20 protein-coding genes are annotated in these 20,752 nt (G+C 37.2%); 5 read left to right on the forward strand and 15 right to left on the reverse strand.

From position 1 onward, the window contains the following. Window positions 1-24 precede the first annotated feature (24 nt). The 6 genes from FC27_RS08695 to FC27_RS11650 form a co-directional block, all read right to left on the reverse strand. Window positions 25-498, reverse strand: a complete 474-nt coding sequence (locus FC27_RS08695) for an S-ribosylhomocysteine lyase (RefSeq protein ID WP_010624285.1) — start codon at window positions 496-498, stop codon at window positions 25-27. A gap of 41 nt (window positions 499-539) precedes the next feature. After that, entirely contained in the window at window positions 540-1,385 is an 846-nt protein-coding gene (locus FC27_RS08700; protein WP_010624286.1) for a MetQ/NlpA family ABC transporter substrate-binding protein, read from the reverse strand. Window positions 1,386-1,939: 554 nt separating this feature from the next. After that, on the reverse strand, window positions 1,940-2,479 hold the full coding sequence (locus FC27_RS08705) for a flavodoxin family protein (RefSeq protein WP_010624287.1): 540 nt from the start codon (window positions 2,477-2,479) through the stop codon (window positions 1,940-1,942). Window positions 2,480-2,642: 163 nt separating this feature from the next. Continuing rightward, entirely contained in the window at window positions 2,643-3,461 is an 819-nt protein-coding gene (locus FC27_RS08710; RefSeq protein ID WP_010624288.1) for an aldo/keto reductase, read from the reverse strand. 81 nt (window positions 3,462-3,542) lie between these two features. Beyond that, window positions 3,543-4,322, reverse strand: coding sequence for a LysR family transcriptional regulator (locus FC27_RS08715; RefSeq protein WP_029508154.1), 780 nt, complete (start codon window positions 4,320-4,322; stop codon window positions 3,543-3,545). Next, the gene (locus FC27_RS11650) at window positions 4,309-4,455 is read right to left on the reverse strand and encodes a LysR family transcriptional regulator (protein ID WP_162097647.1); all 147 of its coding nucleotides are present in this window, start codon (window positions 4,453-4,455) and stop codon (window positions 4,309-4,311) included. The genes FC27_RS08715 and FC27_RS11650 overlap by 14 nt, the downstream gene beginning before the upstream one ends. Before the next feature lie 229 nt (window positions 4,456-4,684). On the opposite strand from FC27_RS11650, the gene FC27_RS08725 reads away from it, so the two are divergent. Next, entirely contained in the window at window positions 4,685-5,623 is a 939-nt protein-coding gene (locus tag FC27_RS08725; protein WP_029508155.1) for a DMT family transporter, read from the forward strand. A gap of 123 nt (window positions 5,624-5,746) precedes the next feature. Here FC27_RS08725 and FC27_RS08730 read toward each other — a convergent pair whose 3' ends face one another. The 4 genes from FC27_RS08730 to FC27_RS08745 form a co-directional block, all read right to left on the reverse strand. Next, window positions 5,747-7,936, reverse strand: a complete 2,190-nt coding sequence (locus FC27_RS08730; protein ID WP_010624291.1) for a Tex family protein — start codon at window positions 7,934-7,936, stop codon at window positions 5,747-5,749. A 186-nt stretch (window positions 7,937-8,122) separates the two neighbouring features. Further along, a complete protein-coding gene (locus FC27_RS08735; RefSeq protein ID WP_010624292.1) occupies window positions 8,123-8,797 on the reverse strand; it encodes an adaptor protein MecA in 675 nt (224 codons plus the stop codon). A gap of 132 nt (window positions 8,798-8,929) precedes the next feature. Further along, the gene (spxA, locus tag FC27_RS08740) at window positions 8,930-9,328 is read right to left on the reverse strand and encodes a transcriptional regulator SpxA (protein ID WP_010624293.1); all 399 of its coding nucleotides are present in this window, start codon (window positions 9,326-9,328) and stop codon (window positions 8,930-8,932) included. 262 nt (window positions 9,329-9,590) lie between these two features. Then, on the reverse strand, window positions 9,591-10,322 hold the full coding sequence (locus tag FC27_RS08745) for an MBL fold metallo-hydrolase (protein WP_010624294.1): 732 nt from the start codon (window positions 10,320-10,322) through the stop codon (window positions 9,591-9,593). Window positions 10,323-10,359: 37 nt separating this feature from the next. Here FC27_RS08745 and FC27_RS08750 point away from each other — a divergent pair, with 37 nt between their 5' ends. Next, complete coding sequence (locus tag FC27_RS08750) at window positions 10,360-10,815, forward strand: hypothetical protein (RefSeq protein ID WP_010624295.1); 456 nt, start codon at window positions 10,360-10,362, stop codon at window positions 10,813-10,815. On the opposite strand, the gene FC27_RS08755 is transcribed toward FC27_RS08750, so the two are convergent. Both FC27_RS08755 and FC27_RS08760 read right to left on the reverse strand, forming a co-directional pair. Next, the gene (locus tag FC27_RS08755; RefSeq protein WP_010624296.1) at window positions 10,812-12,818 is read right to left on the reverse strand and encodes an ABC transporter permease; all 2,007 of its coding nucleotides are present in this window, start codon (window positions 12,816-12,818) and stop codon (window positions 10,812-10,814) included. The genes FC27_RS08750 and FC27_RS08755 overlap by 4 nt on opposite strands. After that, entirely contained in the window at window positions 12,799-13,557 is a 759-nt protein-coding gene (locus FC27_RS08760) for an ABC transporter ATP-binding protein (protein ID WP_010624297.1), read from the reverse strand. Before FC27_RS08760 ends, FC27_RS08755 begins: the two co-directional genes overlap by 20 nt. A 77-nt stretch (window positions 13,558-13,634) precedes the next feature. Here FC27_RS08760 and FC27_RS08765 point away from each other — a divergent pair, with 77 nt between their 5' ends. Genes FC27_RS08765 through FC27_RS08775 form a run of 3 tightly spaced genes read left to right on the forward strand, consistent with a single transcriptional unit; the run spans window position 13,635 to window position 15,310 of the window. After that, window positions 13,635-14,309: a response regulator transcription factor gene (locus tag FC27_RS08765; RefSeq protein ID WP_010624298.1), complete on the forward strand. Its 675-nt coding sequence runs from the start codon at window positions 13,635-13,637 to the stop codon at window positions 14,307-14,309. Between the two features lie 8 nt (window positions 14,310-14,317). Then, window positions 14,318-14,986 carry a sensor histidine kinase gene (locus FC27_RS08770; RefSeq protein ID WP_010624299.1) on the forward strand — a complete coding sequence of 223 codons (669 nt, stop codon included), beginning with the start codon at window positions 14,318-14,320 and terminating at the stop codon, window positions 14,984-14,986. 12 nt (window positions 14,987-14,998) lie between these two features. After that, window positions 14,999-15,310 (forward strand): ATP-binding protein, encoded by a 312-nt coding sequence (locus tag FC27_RS08775; RefSeq protein ID WP_268869686.1) that lies wholly within the window; start codon window positions 14,999-15,001, stop codon window positions 15,308-15,310. 51 nt (window positions 15,311-15,361) lie between these two features. On the opposite strand, the gene FC27_RS08780 is transcribed toward FC27_RS08775, so the two are convergent. The 3 genes from FC27_RS08780 to nrdJ all read right to left on the reverse strand — a co-directional run bounded on the left by FC27_RS08780 (window position 15,362) and on the right by nrdJ (window position 20,305). Continuing rightward, window positions 15,362-17,413, reverse strand: a complete 2,052-nt coding sequence (locus tag FC27_RS08780) for a heavy metal translocating P-type ATPase (protein ID WP_010624301.1) — start codon at window positions 17,411-17,413, stop codon at window positions 15,362-15,364. A gap of 3 nt (window positions 17,414-17,416) precedes the next feature. Beyond that, window positions 17,417-17,833, reverse strand: a complete 417-nt coding sequence (locus tag FC27_RS08785; RefSeq protein WP_010624302.1) for a CopY/TcrY family copper transport repressor — start codon at window positions 17,831-17,833, stop codon at window positions 17,417-17,419. Between the two features lie 225 nt (window positions 17,834-18,058). Beyond that, window positions 18,059-20,305: a ribonucleoside-triphosphate reductase, adenosylcobalamin-dependent gene (nrdJ, locus tag FC27_RS08790; protein WP_010624303.1), complete on the reverse strand. Its 2,247-nt coding sequence runs from the start codon at window positions 20,303-20,305 to the stop codon at window positions 18,059-18,061. Window positions 20,306-20,752 lie beyond the last annotated feature (447 nt).

A 20,752-nucleotide genomic window follows, 5' to 3' on the forward strand; every position in this document is an offset into this window, starting at 1 on the left:
TCACCCCTCTTGCTAAAAAATCAATTAGATGACGTGACGTTCGTAAGGATCATTACTGATACCTTCGTCAAGGATCTTCTTTGACCATTCTTTAGCTGAGAACAATGAGTGGTCACGGTAGTTACCACAACTATACTTGTCTGTTCCTTGAACATCCTTCCATTCAACCTTGTTAGCAATTTCGTCTAGTGAACCCTTCAAAGCTTCAGCAACTTCAGTAGTTGTATGTGAGCCCCAAGTGATCAAATGGAAACCTGTCCGGCAACCGAATGGTGAGCAGTCGATAACACCTGATAGGCGGTCTCTCAATAATCCAGCCAACAAATGTTCGATGGTGTGCAATCCAGCAGTAGGAATAGCATTTTCATTAGGTTGAACTAAACGTAAATCAAAGTTTGAAATAGTATCGCCTTTTTCACCATGTTCTTCAGTGATCAAACGTACGTATGGTGCTTTAACATTTGTGTGATCTAATGTAAAACTTTCAACTTTTGCCATAATTTTTAACATCTCCTCATTTTTATACTTATATTCTAATCCTAATCATCTAAATATGATAAGGGTTTGTTAACTTCAATCTTAGTTCCGTAATACTTTTTCTTGATGTAACTTTGAATATCCTTGTCATGATAAAGCTTTACTAGCTTTTTATAAGTTGAGTTGTTTTTATCTTTACTTGCAACTGCAAGGATATTGACGTTGTCTTTTGTGCTTTGATCAAGTTTTTCGTGGTAGATTGAATCGGTCAAAACGTGTAAGCCACCATCTAGAGCAACAGTATTAGAAATCAAAACAACATCAACATCATTCAATACTCGAGGACCCGTTGTATCGTCGATCTCTTTGAATTTGAGATGCTTAGGATTGCTTGTGATATCTTTCAAGTTGCCTAAGGCTCCAAAATCCTTTTTTAATTTGATCAAGCCAGCAGCTTGTAACAACTCTAACCCTCTTGAAGTATTAGCAGGATTATTAGCGATTGCCACGGTCGAACCATCCTTGATCTGATCGATTTTCTTAAATTTCTTTGAATATATCCCCAGTGGTTCTAGGTAAGTTGTGCCTAATGCGGCTAATTTCCCGTTGGGATTTTCCTTGTTATAGGCTTTGTAATAAGCCCATGACTGAAAGGCGTTGACATCGACTTGACCTTCGGTCGTTGCTTTATTCAACTGTGTCCCATCAGTGATTTCTTTGACATTGATGTTTAGCCCAGCATCTTTAGCTTGTTTACTTTTGGCGATATGTTCCCAAATTTGTAAATCTGAACCTTGTGAACCAATGGTAATACTAGAATCTTGGGCGTTACTAGTTCCGCATCCTGCTAAAACTAGTAATAAAACTCCCGCCATAATACTAATTAATATCCCCCGAAATTTTCTCATCGTGATCCTCCTTATTTTTGTTTCAAAGCTCCTGACTCAAGTTGCTTCGAAACAACCAAATATCTCAATATTCAATCGTTCTTTCATTTTTATTCCTCCAAAAGCAAAAAAAATCGCCCCTACTGCACAGAATTTCTCTGTCAGTAGGGACGATTACCGCGGTACCACCCTAATTTATGCTTTGTTCACACAAAACACCTCAACGACACATACATGTCCGGGATAATATCGCATCCTTGCGTACTTTCGGCTTGCACCTAAGTAAGACTCCGAGCTCATGTTCAAATCAACGTTCATTCCGCCCTTACACTATCCGACGGTCGCTAAAAACTAATGATCGATCCCACTCTTCTCTTCTACGTCTAATAAAATTAAATTTGCTTTAATTGATTAGTGATAAATCTACACTTGATTTTTTATTCTGTCAACACGTTTGAAAAAATTAATTTTCAAAATTTTTTTTAGCAAATGATAACTATTTGCCTTTCATACAAAAAGACTAATTAAGATTTATTCAATAGATTCATCCACAAAACAAAGATTGATCAAACTGACTAATTTACCGTTTTGCCGAGTTGAAATGCTTCTGAAACATGTTCTTCCAAAGCTGATTCATTCCAGGAATCTTGACCTAAAATTTCACCCTTTAAATCCCAACGCATATATTTACATAATTGGTCAAAATATTCTATCAGTGAACGATAGGCTGCACTATTTTTGTCTCCTGGGTCAAACCCAGAAATAAGCACATAAACATCTTTATCATCTTTTAATTCATGATTGTATTCATAAAAGCGATCAATGATTGCCTTCAATTCAGCATTGATACCGTAATAATAAAGCGACGTACACAATACTAATACGTCAGAGTCAAGAATTTTCGGCATGACTTCTTTTGAAATTAGGTCATCGTCATGAATAGTTGATTCATTTTCATCAATTTTCAAAAAATGAATCTTAGATGCATTCAAACCAGCATCAAATCGATATAACGCAGATTTATCATTAACACCATCTATAAATGCATCTGCCAATTTACTGGAAGTCCCATTTTTATGCGGGCTACCGGTTAAAACTGTAATTTTTTTTACCATTTCTAGCCAACTCCTTATTTATAAGTTTTCATTTTGACACGTTAATAACTGTTTGTAAAAAATATTTCAAGATATCCTCAAAACAAAATCATGTATTAATAGCATTCCTTCAAATTTGGTAACTGTCCCAACAAAAATACCAGTAACTAATATTTTATTAGATCTAATAGGCTTCTTGCACCATCGAAGCAGGCCAATTTATCTCTGAATGTCCTTGGTCTAAATCTTGAATTATTTTGATTTCATCATCACTTAATTTAAAATCAAAAATATTCAAATTATCAGCAATATGCCGTGGATTTGTTGATTTGGGAATGACCATGATATTTTGTTGAGTTTGAAATCTTAAAATAATTTGTGCTGTTGACTTATTATGTTTTGAAGCTATTTGAATGAGTCCTGGATCATTTAACACAGGACTCATTCCCTCACCTAGTGGTGCCCAAGATTCGTGCAAGATACCATTTTCCTTCAAAAATTCATGCATTTTCTTTTGTTGCCAATAGATATGTGTTTCAATCTGATCAACCATTGGTTTAATTTCTGAATTATCAATCAGATTTTGCAGTTTAGAACTATTAAAATTACTGACTCCAATTGCTCTCAATTTTCCAGCTTTATAGGCCTTTTCTAAAGCCTTAAATGTTCCAGAATTATCAATCGTTGGCCAATGAATGATCATTAAATCAAGATAATCTAATTTTGATTCACTAAGGGATTCATCTATACCACGTAACGTACTACGATATCCAGAAGTCTGAGTTTTAGAGGTGATAAAAAATTGATCACGTGAAATTTCACTACTATTGACTGCAGCTCCAACCTCAGCTTCATTCCCATAATTCTGGGCTGTATCAATACTCCTATATCCCAAACTAATTGCGTTAGCAACATTTTTTTCTGTAATAGATGCAGGTATTTGATATGTCCCAAAACCAAGTGCCGGAACCTTAACACCATTATTCAATTCAAAATAATCCATAGTTTAACTTCCTTTTTGATTGATAGATTTATTATAGACATCAAAAAAGAAGAATAGAATATTTTATTAATTAACGCTTCGTTAACCAAAGGTTAATGCGTTTGTCTGCTTTCTATACTCGGAACCAATCATTTCAATAAATTGTCTTACTGAAGCGTGAGCTTGCTGAGAATAGACTATTCCATAAGGCATTCGATAATCATTATCCATTTCAACTGACTTGATAGGCGCATACACATATTTCCAAATACCAAGTGTTTCCATAATATAATTATTTTGACTACAAATATTGAATGTATTTATATCATAAAAATCCTCACTATCAATCACAGTGATTTCATTTTTCTCTAATCTATCACGTAAGGCGTCCAATTTTGGAGATAGACCTCTTTTGACCATTATGACTTTATCATTTTTTAAATCAGTTAATGCAAGTTTCTTTTTATTCGCTAAGTGATTATTAATCGGAACTCCCCAGTAGAATTTCGTTTCCGGCAAATCATAGGTCTGATATGGTCCATATTTAATTTGTTCAGAATTCATTGGTCCAACAAAGAAATCAATTTTCGTCCCAATATTCATAAACATTCGTTGCATACTGAGTGGATCGTCTTCGAATGAAACCAACTCAACTTGAAAATCATCATTATTTTCCATACCTGACCATACCTTGATCAAGGGTTGAGCTGAACGTAATAGGGAAGTACCGATTCTAATGATTTTTTGACTTTGAGAATCAATATCGTGAGTTCTCTTCAAAATGGATTCAGACTTTGAAATATAATTACTTGCTGACTCGTAGAAGAACTTCCCAGCTTTGGTCAGGCTTACCCCTTGAGTTGTTCGATTAAGAAGTTTCACTCCCACCATCTGTTTCAAGACCATTCATTTGTTTCATGACCGAGACAGAAGAAATGAAAAGATGTTCTGCTGCTTTAGAAAAGCTACCATCTCTAACGACTTGGATAAAAGTATCTAATCTCCCATCATACAAAATAATCCCTCCAGGTTTGTCTCAACTGATTATCAATGCAATATGAATTTTTATAATCTCACCCAAGACATTCAATTAAGAACTTCGATGACTTTCTAAAACTGGCTTACATTTCAAAGTCATTTTTTACGAATTAACTATAGGTTAATGCAGAACTAACTTTTTAATCAATTCTATCTGTAAAATTCCTCATGTAAGATATCGCTTATCAATTAATGGAGGATTTTACATGTTACTTTTCATAATATTAAGTATCACAACGGGAGGATTCATTCCTCTACAAACTTCAATCAACTCACGCTTAGGCGAGAGAGTCAAAACACCCTTTTTATCTTCTTTGATCTCTTTTAGTATCGGGACTATTTTTATTTTAATTTTGAATCTATTTAGCGAATCTTCACTACCATTAGTGAATGGTTCACTCACCTCATTACCTTGGTGGGGATACTTAGGCGGAGCCATTGGTATGCTTTGCTTGACACTCAATATCTTCTTATTCCCTATTCTAGGAAGCGTTCAAACTGTCATCATACCAATGGTTGGACAAATTATTATGAGTATGATTATTGATAATTTCGGGTTACTTTATGCTCAGCATAGTCCACTAACATTGACTAAAGTATTTGGAATAATCTTAATTATTGCAGGTATTATCATCACCATCGCCTTACCTCAAATTTTGGCGAAAAAAAGAAGTTCAATTAGTAAAAATAACAAGAGCAAAAAATTTATCTGGCAAATAATTGCTCTTTTAGATGGATTTGCTTTTGCAACAGAATCGACGATCAACGGCCATGTAGGCACAGTTTTAAAGTCACCAATCAGTTCAGCATTCCTGACCTTTCTTCTTGCCTCAGTGATTTTAATTATCATTAATCTTATTCAAGGTAATTTCAAGAATCTGAAATATATTCATTCAACTCACATGCCAGCTTGGAATTTCTTAGGTGGAATTATTGGGAGTATCAATATATTTACAAACGCTTTGTTAGTTCCACAGATTGGGATTGGCCTAGCAACAATCCTCGGTTTACTTGGACAAATTATCATTAGCTTAGTGATTGACCACTGGGGATTACTCGGTTCTGAAATCAATAAAGTAAATAAATTACAAATCAGCGGAATCTTCACTATCATTTTGGGAATCGTTACTATTGAATTAATTTAAAAATCAGTATTCTTTATTAAGATTAAATTTTAAAAGGCTTCCTAAATACTAAATTAGACTTAGTATTTAGGGAGCCTTATGTTTCCAAATATTCAAATATTGAGATTTTTACTATTTACTTTGTTAACCCTGACGCATGGTCAGCTGGATTCGGTTACGATTTTTGTCTACATCAAGCACCCAGACCGTTACGATATCACCTATCGTGACTTCAGTACTTGGATCACTGACATAGTGATCAGCCAGTTGTGAGATATGTACTAGGCCATCTTGTTTAACGCCAATATCAACGAAGGCTCCGAAATCTATCACGTTACGAACGGTACCTTGCAGTTCCATTCCAGGCTTTAGATCATCCATTGTTAGAACGTCCTGACGCAATAATGGTGCCGGCATACTATCACGGAGATCTCGCCCGGGCTTACTCAATCCAGCGATGATGTCAGCCAAGGTGGACTTACCAATTTCTAATTGTTGAGAGTACGTCGTTTGATCCAACTGTTCAAGTTTCTGCTGGAGTTCTGTTTTTCCAATAGCTTCAGATGTTGCTCCTAAGTCTTTTAATAATTTCCGTGTCACTGCATAACTTTCGGGATGGATATCAGTATTATCCAGTGGTTCATTCCCGGAAATGATTCGGAGGAAACCAACTGATTGCTGATATGCTTTGGGTCCCAAACGAGGAACTGCTTTCAAATCTTGGCGTTTGTTGAAGGCACCATTTTCATTCCTGAATTTGACGATATTATTAGCCGTTGTCGCGGTCAGACCAGAAATATGGGTCAACAATTCAGGGCTGGCAGTATTCAAGTTCACGCCGACTTGATTGACGGCTGTCTCGACGACTCGATCTAGTTGTTCATCTAAAGATTTTTCTGGAACATCGTGTTGATATTGGCCAACTCCGATAGCTTTAGGATAGATCTTGATCAATTCTGCCAAAGGATCCTGAAGACGGCGTCCAATACTGATAGCAGAACGCTCTTCAACGTGGAGATCGGCAAATTCTTTTCGGGCATTCGCACTAGCTGAATAAACTGAGGCACCTGCCTCGTTAACAATCACATAATAAACTGGATGGTCTAAAGTCTTCAAAATCTCACTGACGAACTCTTCAGATTCACGACTAGCCGTCCCGTTACCGATAGCGATCATTTCGACTTGGTATTGGTCTAATAATTGCTTGAATTCAGTACCTGCAGCAGCTCGTTGTTTACTGTTGGCTGGTTTATGTGGATAAATTACTTGTTTAGCCAAAAAGCGACCGTTTTTATCCATGATAGCTAATTTGCAACCGGTCCGATAGGCCGGATCAAATCCCATCACGACCTTACCTTTCAAAGGAGCCTGCATCAGAAGATGGTACAAATTACTTCCAAAAACTTGAATGGCATGATTATCCGCCTTATCAGATAGTTGATGACGTAATTCCCGTTCTATTGCTGGTCCTAAAAAGCGTTTATAGGCATCTTCGAAAGCTGCTTGAATCTTGTTTACAGCGGGTCCCTGACGTTTACCAACCAGGCGAGTGTTGGCATGTTTGAAGATCTGATCAGTTTCAACATCGATCCCGACCGTCAAAATCTTTTCTTTCTCTCCACGATTAATAGCTAAAACTCGATATGGTGGGATTTGTTTCAAGGCTTGATCAAAGTCATAGTATGTAGCGTAAACCTGTTGTTCATCTTTTTCTTTGCCATTGCGTTTAACTTTGCTGGTCAAAATACCATTTTGCCAAGTATACTGGCGGATCCATTCACGAAAATCGGCTCGTTCACTGAATGTTTCTGCTAGGATCTCATGGACACCGGCCCAGACAGCATCAAGATCTGGCAAATCTTTATCAGTGGCAACGTACGTTTTTGCTTTTTCATCCAGACCCGTTTCCGGAAAAGTTAGTAACCATTTCGCTAAGGGTTCTAATCCAGCTTCTTTTGCGATGGTAGCTTTGGTACGCCGTTTTTGTTTATATGGCAGATATAGATCTTCCACTTGCTGTAAAACAGTGGCTTTTTCTAAATCCTGCTTCAATTCAGGAGTCAATTTGCCCTGCTCATCGATCAATTTCAAAACATCTTGTCGACGTTGATTCAATTTCATCAAACGATTAGCTTCATCTTCGATATTTCGGATCGCCACTTCATCAAGTGTCCCAGTCCGTTCTTTTCGATAACGAGCAATAAAAGGAACCGTGTTGCCTTCGTCCAATAAACTCAAAACTGCTTGAATTTGCTGAACTCGATATTGAGCTAGTTGTTGATGAACTGGTTCAGCCAATTCGACCATTTTATTTTCTGTTTGTGCTGTTGCCATAAAGCCTCCGTTTGTTAACAATCACTGATATTTTTTGACTTTTCAAAGTCAAAGTAAATTTTAAAAATCAAAAATCTTGTAAAAAAACACTGCTTATAATTATAGCATGGGGTCCAAATTCAAAATAACAAGCAAAAAAGGATTCAATTCATTATGAATTGAATCCTCATGCGTTGCTATACTTGATTAATCTTTAAAATAATATCTCGTCAATTCTAGAGCAGTCTTGCTCATTAATTCTTTTCCGTACTCGGATAATACTGCAGCAGTGACTTTAGTACGATAACTATACTCGCTGAGTAAAGCTAACACATCGTTATAAGTCATATCGTGCATTTCATCAGTAAAGAGCACAAGTTGTAAGTAGTATGCATCCTTATATTCCCATAAGTTTGAGATACCACTTTCTAGACGAAGGATCTTTGCTAGTTGAATATAATCCTCGAAATTCTTAAATTCAACGATCATTGTCTTAGTAGGAGTATCAGGGTCATTTAAATAAGGCGCAGTATCTTCGTCATATTCTTCGTGACCAAGCTCATTGGTATTCAATGGCGTCAATTGACCATTGTCAGTACCGACTTGCTCATTATCTAATGGCAATGAACCTTGTGCATCTTCATCATTACTCTTACTGATAAGCAATTCTAAACCTTGCTTGTTGGGCATGATTTGGAACGTAACTGGTTCGTTGTTGGAAAAGGTATGATTATTATCAACCTCATCCAAAATGCTATAGAAAAACGACTCGATTTGTTTTTTATTACCTAACAAATCGAGAACAGTTACCCCACGATCCTGCAAATCCTGCGTACTAAGAATGACTCTGATCGTATTTTCATTAATATGATCCATTTCCATCATAGTCACCTCAATTCTTGTATCTACATTCTAACAGTCTTAAAACTGATGTAAAGTAAAGAAGTTTATAAAACAAAATGAAGAGCCCAATTATCCATTGAACTCTTCATTTTCATTCTTAATTACTGATTATTATAGTCCAGCCATAAGTTGAGCTTTTTGCAACTCCATAGTCCGAACGCTTCTTGGTAAGAATCTTCTGATTTCATCCTCGTTAAATCCTACTTGGAGAAGCTTATCATCCATGATGATTGGGCGCTTCAAAAGTCCAGGATTTTCTTGAACTAATGTCAACAATTGATCGATAGTTAAATCGTTCAAATTTGTCTTCAAGTGTTGGAATGCCCTTGAACGTGTTGAAATAATTTCTTCAGTTCCGTCTTCGGTCATTTGTAATACTTGTTTAATTTCTTCTTTATTTAAAGGTTCAGAGTAAATGTTTCTTTCTTTATAGGGAATGTCGTGTTGTTCAAGCCAAGCTTTTGCTTTCCGGCATGAAGTGCAACTTGGAGATGTGTAAATTGTAACCATAATTAATCTCTCCTTTTTCGCTAATGTGCGTCAAGATACTTTCTTAACACAATACATTGTAGCTCATTGAAATTATAAAATCTACACTATTTCAAATATAAATTGCGAATGTTTGTTCCGGTCTCGGCCAATTGTGAAATATTAAATCAGTAATGATGGATACTTAACAAATATTTCACAATCTATCATAACATTTTATTAATTTTAAAAATAAGAAATAAATAATGTCAACGTATTATGCTCGGCTAAATCAGTCTCAAAATTAAATCTTAACTTCCAAGCCAGTAAAGGCATTGATAGTTGGAACATCTTGAGCATAGTTCTGTGACTCTTTTAACATTCTTTCAATATCGATTTTTTGTGGTAAGTGACTGATCATCAGTCGCTTGACCCTAGCTTTTTGGGCTAATTCACCAGATTGCTTGGTCGTCATATGCCAAATCTTACCAGTCTTGTCCTCAGTAAAATTAGTATCAGTGATCAATAAGTCACTGCCCTTCGCAAAGTCCACCAAGCCGTCAAAATAAGCGGTATCGGAAGTATAAACAATAGATTTATCTTCCTTAGTGATCTTCATCGCATAAGCAGGTACTGGATGAATCGTCCGCAAGAATTCAAATTGGAGATCTCCAATTTGGGTAGGTTCATAATCGTTATAGGCAATACCTTGGCTGACTCCGTCCATTGTTAATTGGGCAAAGTTGACAAAGTCTTGAGTATGGCCATAAATTGGTAGTAGATCATGTTTACGATTCGTTGGATCAAGCTGCCAATTATATTGCAAGACACCTAAATCTGCTGTATGGTCGTGGTGATAGTGGGAAAGGACCACTGCGTCAAGTTGCAATGGATCGATATAATTAGATAGTTCATTTAATACGCCACTGCCACAATCAATCAAGATATTTTTTCCATCATCTTGAAGCAAGTATCCTGAAGTACCCTTTCCTTGATAGGGATATCCACCGTAATAACCTAAAACTGTAATTAACATATAAACCCTCCATTTTTTAGAAAGGATCTTAACAATTATGGACATATCATTAAAGTTAGGTACTTATAATTTTTTAAAAAATCAGCTAACTTCTGCTGATACTTTATTAAAACCCTTATTTGACAATAGTGGAGACCATCTTTTAATAAAAGAATTAGCCACTTCTGGCGACTATAAGAGCGTCGCTGGCCAACTCGATTTATCAAAGGATCTCTTACTACTAGTGTACATAAAACTGAACAACGAGCAAATCTCAATCTTTCAAGATAAAATCAATTATAAACTTTCAGAGCTAGCTGTCGATAATAATGAGCCAGCAGTTTTTCGTAACAAAGAAAACTTTCGTGAATTTTTACTGATCAATAGTTTTCAAGCTGAAAAACAGGTGCAAAAATTTAAACAGTTGGCCAGCTCTCAACTAAAAGACGGTCTGCAAAAGTCTTCTCAAGAACCGCTCGGATTTTTTACTAAAGCATACAAGACTGAATTTTAGATACGCTGTTTAACTCCACGCCAGGACAAGATATAAGTTAGCCAACCAGTCAAGCCATATAAAACGATAAAGGCTGAACCGATGACTGTGAACGGTTTAAAAGCAGATTGATTGACTGATAGATTCAAGATCCCAACGGACAATGATGATTGAACCAATGCAAAAACAATTGGCAGGCCAAACAAAAGCCCTGTCTCCCTGCGAACGATTTGTTTCAATTCCCTTTCAGTCATCCCAATTTTCTTAAGTGTCTTTAACTGATGCCATTCATTGTCATCACGTAAGAGTACTTTCAAGGTCAATAAGCTCCCTAATGCAATCAAAAGCGCAATGCTAAAGATTGAGACTAGGAACAAGAAAAAGCCTGATGTTTGGTCAATAATGTGTTTGGCATCTGCTTGACGGACATAACCGTTTTGATAATATTCATTGGGACGATAATGATTTTGTTTTTGATCGTCTTTCTCATATAAATAAGATTTATTCAAGGTAGAACCGATATGGACAGTGATCACATATGGGTTCTTATTTTTTTGATTTAATTTCTTCAAAAACTTGTTCGACAGTTTATCCGAATGTTTGATATCCCAACCATAGTAAGTTTCTGTCGACTCACTTTGAACATTATGATAATAATTATCTGGGACAACGAATAAATAACCCGAAAACATCATATAACCATACGGGAAAAACGAACCCACTGATCGATTCTTGATCGACTTAGTCCCCTTCACTTGAACTGCATGTTTAGTACTACGGTATCCAGGTGTCAAAGACTGGTAATCATTTTTAAGCTCCAAAAAATCATCTGGCCCAATGTGGGGATTCTTGTTTTGAATCCGTTTTGGTAAGGCATGATAATCGGAGTAAGACATCAACGAAATTAGTTTAGGCTCATATTGATTGCTGCTACTGTCAAAAGTATACGAGACTGTTCGTTTGATTTTAGACCGATATTCATGCGTGACGTCAGTCTTTTCCTTAGCAAATTCAGCTTTGATCTTTTTCGCAGGATCTGAAATAGCTGAAACTTCAAACGGATAAGCGCCAGAAAAATTCTGATAGACCACTTGGTAGCCAGCGTAACAAAAAACTAATATCGCCAATGCTAAAGCTGACATTTCGGTAATAAACCAGATAATCGTAGTATTACGCAACAACCTTTTTCGCAAATACTTATAAGAAACTAAATTTATCCCGTGATAGGAAAAAAGCTTGATGTGATCGAATAGATACAAACAAAGAGGGACAAATCCCATGATCACTAGATACGTGCCAATAAAATAGAGTGGCACGATCCAGAGTACCCGCCACAAGGCCAGATCAATATTCTGGGTATCACTAACTGATTGAAAAACCTGCAACGACGCTAATATACCACCGATGAACATCAATAAGCCGATAATTCCAAATATCGAACGGAAAAATAAATTTAAATGTAACTTATGTGAATCTTTTTGACGCCTGACGATCCAATAAGATCGGACGCCATTGATCAAGCTCAGCAAAAAAGTCGAATAAATTCCCAGTTTCAGCATTCGCCAGATGACCATTGGATCTAAAAAGAAACCAAAATTAAGTTTGACATGCATCAAATAAACTAGCATCATCCCAACGAACTTTTGTAAAATGATGGCCACCAGCATCCCTAAAAGCCAAGCGATTATTTGAACAATAAAGGTTTTGAGAAAGCCAATCACCGCAATTATCCAACGTGACATGCCTAGTTTTTTATACGTTCGAAATTCATTCTTCTGTTGTTGGATAAAAAATCCCCCAACATAAGTCATATAAATAAAAGTAAAAAAGCCAAAAATAAAAATCATAAAATACATGAACGATTGAAATGTTTGATTCCAATAATGAACAGACCGTAGAGTTGGATCATTGATCAAAGTTGAAAAAATCGTTAAAACGGCGACCGCAAAACTGGATGACAAAATATAGATCAAATAACTATCGCGTAAATTATAGAGGCTACGTTTAATTATTTTCAGGTACATTGAAATAACTACCGCCTCCAATCGTTCGTTGCATATTGATCACTTGTTCAAAAAAGTCCTCTCTTTGACCAGAATTAACGATCTCTGAAAAAATCGCCCCATCTTTGATAAAGACTACCCGACTACAATAACTGGCTGTGAAAGCATCATGTGTAGCCATCATAATGGTCGTATTTTCCTTCTGATTGATCAATTGCATATAATTCAGCAAGATCGTTGCTGAATTGGAATCTAAGCTTCCAGTTGGTTCGATTTCTGGGCTATTGATCAAGGCTCTTGCCGCCGCAATCAACTGGCGTTGTCCTAAGGATAGGTCGTCGATACTGCGGTCAGCTAGCTCACTAATGTTGAGCAGCTGATTCAAGTGTTGAAATCTCTGCTCGATCAGATTCTTTGACGCATGATTCAAAACTAACGGCAGGATAATATTTTCCTTAACATTGAGTGAATCAAGCAATTCAAAACTTTGATAAATAAAGCCCATCTTATTTCGGCGATATTTTGCTAAGGTCCGGTCGTGCTGCTTGGTCAAATCAATGCCATCAATTAATATCCGGCCATGATCCGGTCGTTCATTACTGGAAATCAGATCAAGTAGACTGGTTTTCCCAGCTCCAGACGGTCCCATGATTCCCACGAATTCGCCTGCTGATACTTCTAAGCTGACATCTTTGATAGCATGAACAGCATTTCTCTTTTTCCCATAATCTTTGGCAATATTTTCGACGATTATTTGCAAAATATCCTCTCCATTAATCGATTAATTATTGTTATCATTGAATTGTGTCTACATTTTATCACGAGGATGGTTGTTAAATGGCAAAAATAATGATAATTGAAGACGACCCTTCAATTGCAAAATTAATTCAAGAAAATCTTTCCAAATGGCAGATAGAATCCTTTGCTGTGAAGGAATTTGATGACATCATGACTCAATTCGATGATTATCAGCCTGACCTAGTTTTGCTTGACATCAATTTGCCGATCAAAGACGGTTATTATTGGAATCAGGAGATCAGGAAGGTTTCTAAAATACCAATCATCATCATTTCTTCTCGAAATTCCAACATGGACCAAATCATGGCCATGAATATGGGAGCTGACGACTTCGTTGAAAAACCTTTTTCGATCGATATCCTAATTGCTAAGATCAATGCTTTACTGCGACGGACTTATGATTTCAGCCAAGATACCAGTGATATTATCGAGCACAATGGTCTGAAATTGAACTTGTCTGATGGCACAGTCGAAATCAATGATAATAAAATTGACTTGTCCAAAAATGAATATAAATTACTACAACGTCTCTTGAAAGACCAAGGCAAAATTGTCTCCAGAGAACAGCTCTTAAACTTCATGTGGGACGATGAAAGATTCGTTGACGACAACACCTTGACGGTAAATATCAATCGCTTACGTTCAAAATTTGAGAAAAACGGCCTATCCAACTATATCGTCACTAAAGTTGGCCAAGGCTATCTCATCCCTTAGAGGCTAATATGACATTCTATAAATACCTAAAAGATCATTTATTATTGATGATCTCGATCATCATCGGGATCTCCTTTTTAGAACTAGTCTTTTTTTTGGATCCAAGAGTACCTTTTAATAATGGTACTTTGATCTATACTTGGCTGTTGGCGATTTTGATCATGACGTTATGTTTGATCTTTTCATATCTTCGCAAACGTTCTTGGTATCAACAATTAGACAATTACCAAGAAGATCTCTCCAAAGAATTGAATGGGGCAAAAAACAATGAGCAAACATTCATTCAAGAAAAGATCAATAATATCGTTTTGGAATACCGTCAGGAATTGACATCCCTTTATCAAAGCCAAAAGGATCAACGAGAATACACTGAATCGTGGGTTCACGACATCAAAGTCCCACTGTCAGCTTTAAAATTGGCGCAGGATGACGAACTCGACTCAAAATTATTAAGTGAAGAGACCGACCAGATCGACTACTTGGTCGATCAAGCTTTATACTTTGCCCGCTTGAATAATTTCTCAAATGACTATTTGATCCAGGAACAGGATCTCAATCAGATCACCAAAGCTTGCATCCGCAGCAATAAGCGTGGTTTCATCAACAAGCGGATCAAGATTGACTTGAATATCACTGATAAAAAGGTTTTGACAGATGAGAAATGGCTCAGTTTCTAGCTCAATCAAATCATTGCTAATAGTTTGAAATACACTGACCAAGGCGGGACCATCGAGATTTTCACTACGACCAAAAAAAACGATATCGAGCTTCATATCAAAGACAACGGTATCGGTATGGCCCCTGAAGATCTGAGCCGAATATTCAACAAGGGCTTCACAGGTTCTAATGGCCGGCAATCTGGGAGCAAAGCTACCGGAATTGGCCTATATTTAGTTAAAAAAATGATTGATAAACTAGGCCACAAAATAGACGTCAACTCCACGGTTGGTCAAGGGACAGAAACAGTTATCACCTTTATCGACTTACCTTACTATCAGTGAAAACATCCACAAAAAAATGCCAATTCATTGCGAATTGGCATTTTTATTTGACTAAATTTTTCTAAGTGACATCGCGTTGATAGCAACGATAACGGTTGAAAGTGACATTACGATTGCACCAACAGCTGGACTCAAGATAAAGCCGATACCGGCTAAAACTCCGGCTGCTAATGGGATAGCAATGATATTGTATCCAGCACCCCACCAGAGGTTCTGAACAGTCTTCCGATAAGTTTTCTTAGCTAAGTCGAGGAATTTGATGATGTCATCAGGATCACTGTTATAAAGAACGACATCAGCAGATTCGATAGCAACATCAGTTCCGGCACCAATAGCCACACCAACAGTGGCGCTAGCTAAACTAGGAGCATCGTTGATACCATCACCGACCATCAAAACATGATGGCCATCAAGTTCAAGATTTTTGATAACTTGATGTTTGTCCTCTGGTAATAATTCAGCTTTGAATTCTTCAATACCTAATTGTTTGGCAAAATTGGCCGCAGCACTCTTATTATCACCAGTCAGCATGATTGGTTTCAAACCACGATTCTTTAATTCTTTGATGAATTGAACAGCATTTGGCTTGAGTTTGTCACCTAAAGCTACAAAACCAATGACTTTATCATTCAAGATCAAGTAACTGACGGTATTACCTTTGTCTAAATATGGTTGAACTGTTTGATTGTCAACTTTGATTCCATTTTGATCGAGATACTTCATATTGACTAATAAGTATTTTTCATCTACCAATTGGCCACTCATACCATAGCCCTTCAATGCCTGGCCGTCATCAAAATTTTTAGCAGTAACTTTTTCGGACTCGGCACGGTTAAGCACACCAGTGGCGATTGGATGACTTGAACCTTGTTCCAGCCCAGCAATCAAACTTAAGATATCTTTTTCTGAGAATTGATCATCAAACGACTTGAGTCCGTTGACTGTAAACTTACCTTCCGTCAAGGTACCAGTCTTATCCATTGCAACATAATCGACTTTACGACTACTTTCGATAGCTTGGTTATCACGAATGATCAAACCATTCGTTGCAGCAATCGAAGTACTTCTCGATATTACCAAAGGAATGGCTAATCCGAGAGCATGTGGACAAGCAATAACTAGTACAGTAACTAGACGATTCAAGGCATCACTGACGGACCCGACCACTAACCAATAAATAAAGGCGATAATACCAACTGTCAAAGCTGCGTAAAATAACCAACCTGACACTTTATCAGCCAAGACCTGTGTCTTAGATTTACTTGTTTGAGCATCTTGAACTAATTTACTGATCTGTGATAAATAGCCATCATGGGCTGTCTTACTAGCTTGTACACGGATGGTTCCTTCACCATTGATCGATCCGCCAACTACTTGGTCTTCCTTGGCCTTTTTGACGGCTTTGGATTCACCTGTGATCAATGATTCATTGACGTAGCTGGTCCCGGAAACGACTGCACCATCTAATGGGATCGATTCTCCGGCCCGAACTTCGACGACATCACCGGTACTAATTTTGTTAATGTCTTCATCAACTGTTTTATCGTCTTTGACTAAATGGACTTCATCACTGACGAGTGATGAAATTTTATCAAGGGCACTACCGGCCTGCATAGTCGACTTCATTTCGACCCAGTGTCCTAACAGCATAATTACGATCAGTGATGCTAATTCCCAGAAGAAATCCATCACATGTTCGCTAGAATGAATGATATCGTTCATTATGAATGCATACAAACTATAAATATAAGCGACGGAAATACCCATGGTGATCAACATCATCATCGCTGGCTTTTTGTCGAGAAATTCGGCTTTGGCGCCGGTCAAGAATGGTTTACCACCATAGAAAAATAGAATAGTCGAAATAACTAATACAATCCAATCTGAACCAGGAAATTGAAATTGAAACGGTAAGTGTAATCCCATGAATGGTGACAAGATAAATACAGGGATGGCTAAGATCAACGAGACCCAAAATTTCTTTCGTAAGTCTCCCATATCCATCATCATGCCACCATGCATCATCATCATGTGGCCATCATCCATATTCATGTCATTCATGTCCATATCGTCCATGGATTTCTCATCTTTCATATCTTTCATATATTAAACCTCCCCTAAGCAATCACATTCGACTTTCTCTGGAGCTGTCTCTCTTTTGGCTTTTAACAGGTTCATCATATCATCAATATCTCCTTTTGAGATATCGGAATTAGAAATAAGGTCCTCAATCGCTTTCCCTTTTTTCATACAGCACAAACTATCAAACATTCGATTGACATTTTGGTGGATTGCTTCTGATTCAGCAATGACCGGTTGATATACATAAGGGCGAGCAGATTGATCGGGCTTCAAAAAATTCTTCTTCTGCAGGCGATTGATCAAAGTCTTGACTGTAGCCTCTTTCCAATCAGTCTTGCGTTTCAAATACATAATGGCATCACTACTAGTACCCTGGCCCAAAGTCCAAAATATCCGCATAACATTCCATCCAGCATCGCTCATAGTTTCAATATTATTCATAGCAAAGCCTCCCTACGTTTACATTTGTAATCTTAATTAAGACTAGTTTACAACCGTAATCAAGAAAAGTAAAGTAGAGCGTCTCAACTTTCTTGGACAATTTTCGAACACTAGGACTCTCTAATTAAGCGGGAAAATTGAAGGTTGGGACACGTTTTCGTTCAGAACATCCAAAATATTTAAAAATAAAAAAAGAACACCCGAAGGTGTTCTAAAATCTATTAACTATCTAATTGGGCAAGCGCCACCGGCACAATCTGATTGATCAACTAATTCGATGTCTTTCTTATCATGGTTGTTGTTTTCTTTTGCAAATTCAACAGCAACATCGCCTTTGATCTCAGACAACTTCTTCAAATAAGTTGCTTTGTCGATTGGCTCCTTAGGTGCTTGTTTGAAGTCAGCTCCACTATAAGGGAGTAATGAAGTTGATTTGGTAATATGACGATATTGACGCATCAATGGTGCAATCTGGTCGCCCTCTTTTGGTTGGAAAGTAACGGTACAGCTGACCGCATTATCTGACCAGTAAGTTTGTAAGAATGCTTGTGTGGCAAATTGTTCAGCAATCGAAACATTTCCAGCTGAAGCAAAGTTCTTTGATTCAGCATTAGCAGCTTGAACAGGGAATTCAACGCACATTGTGTTCTTAGTATAAACATCAGGTTCGATCTTGTAGCCACAAGCCTTCAAGGCTGGTAGCAATGGATCAGAGTCTTGGAATCTGATTCTTTGAATAAGGTATCCAGCATAGTGGAAATGCATTCCTTCAGAAACACCTGCCAACTTAGCAACTGTACCTGATGGTTTGACAGTTGTGTGCTTAACTGAAGTATTGCAATTCAAAGTATCAGAGTAATCTTTGTCAGCATCAACAACTGATTGATACATCTCTTTAAAACTCTTAACGATCTCAGGATCATAGATTGGTTTACGATACTTTTCACCAGTTTCAGAATCAACTGCATCTTCGAAACCAGTAACTACACGGTGACCGAAGTTAGACAAGATCCAGTCTTGGATACCTGACATTGAAACACCGATTCTTCTATTTTTAGCAATAGCATTACGAGAAACTTCCCAATCATAATTACTGAAAGTAACTCTCTTAGTATATCTAGCGGCTAAACTGAAAGCATCTTCCAGATTCCAGCCTTCATCAGTTGCTACTTGTGGGAAGACTTCGAACAAGTTGCAAGGTTCGCCGTTACTCAATGAGATCTCACCACAAGGGTTAGTACCTTCAACTTCAGGATCAGCATTTTCATTGTAGCCATCAATGATCCGGCCATAATGTTGTGACAAGTCAAGGTTAACGATACCAGGTTCACCATTGTGTTGAATCGAATCAGCAATCGGTTGGTAATCATTGAACATTGAATCAACAGCCACACTGTTATTTGATGCCCAACGGTGATGATAAAGTTTTTCTTTATCCTGTTTCATAGTGATAAAGTCGTCATCTTCAGCTCCACCTAATGCAAGCTCTGCAGAACGACGTACATTACCAGCAACAACAGTTTTACCAATCATATTACCCATATCGGTACAGTCAACTGAAGTTAATCTTTGACCTAACTTACTGTTAAGAAGATCATTGATATCTTCAAGCATTTCGATCAACGGAACGGGACCTGAAGCAGTACCACCAAATCCCTTGATCTTTTCACCTTTAGCACGGATATCAGTAATATCCAGTACAACTTGACCAACTGATTCTGGATTAGTATTAGTGAAGTGGGAATCGATCATTGTTGCATTACCAATGACCCAGCCCTCACGTGAGTCTGGCATTTTGTAATAAAGCGTCGAATCCAGATCATTGTTAGCTAACCATTCATCACGATCAACAGCACCAGCCTTGATCGAGTCGTCGTATGAAGCACTTTCTTTGCCGATCAAAATTTTCAAATCAGTCTTGACGTCTACTTCAGGGATCTGTTTAACGTTATCAGGGACAACAGAGAAACCAACGCCGCCACCTTTCATCAATTGATCGAACATGAATGAATAAGGCATCGAAACAGCCTTAGTGTCTTTATCCAGATACTCGGGCAAAATGTGACTGTCTCCATATTTTTGTGGTCTAACAGCAATGAACCAGCAATTGTTCAAAGCATCACCATTTCTATCTTGGTAGGCAGTACCTGAGATCCACAAATTACGGCCAGAAGGAGTAGCTGCCAAACCATAGACAAGTTTGTATAAACTCTTAGCTTCTTCGACCAACTCATTGTAATCCTCTAAACTGATGGACTTGTCTTGCAGACGTGGGTCAAGGTTGATATTTCCCTCAATAACACGTTTAACTGTCTCATCCCAGTTTTCGGTTCTATCCAATTCGGGTATCCAACGAGCATATGTTCTTTTATAAGTAACCCAACCGAGTTCGCCCCAGTGTGGTTTGATTTCTGCTTTTACTTCGTCAATGAATTCCTGACTAAGTTCAATTTTTGTTTTTATGATGTCCATCAAGCTCACCTCAAATAATTTATAACACTACATATGGTATCTCTTTTATTTTGAATTAACAACATATTGCGTTAAAAATATTTTTATTGAACTGATGTGAAACAAAATTTATCACTCGACCCACTCCGCACTCCGTCTATGTGTAACCGTGTCAATAGTCAATTTTTTCCACAGGCAAAATTTATTTATTTTTCTCAATTAGGGTATTTTACCCTTGCATTTTATATATAAACATGTATCTCAAAAAAGTACTAGATATAGTGTTTGGAAAATAATTTCAACTAGATATGGTCATCTTTAAAAATGCTATCTATTGGACAATTTTTGCTCATCAAGACTGTTTTATCATCATCACGGATAACTTAAGGTGATCAATCAAAAATGGCTGAAATCACTTTATTTTCAATTTGAGAATCGATTGAAACAAAAAAAGGGTCTAAACTTTCT

Origin of the sequence: Companilactobacillus versmoldensis DSM 14857 = KCTC 3814 (genome assembly GCF_001434295.1) — a bacterium.
Lineage (GTDB): Bacteria > Bacillota > Bacilli > Lactobacillales > Lactobacillaceae > Companilactobacillus > Companilactobacillus versmoldensis.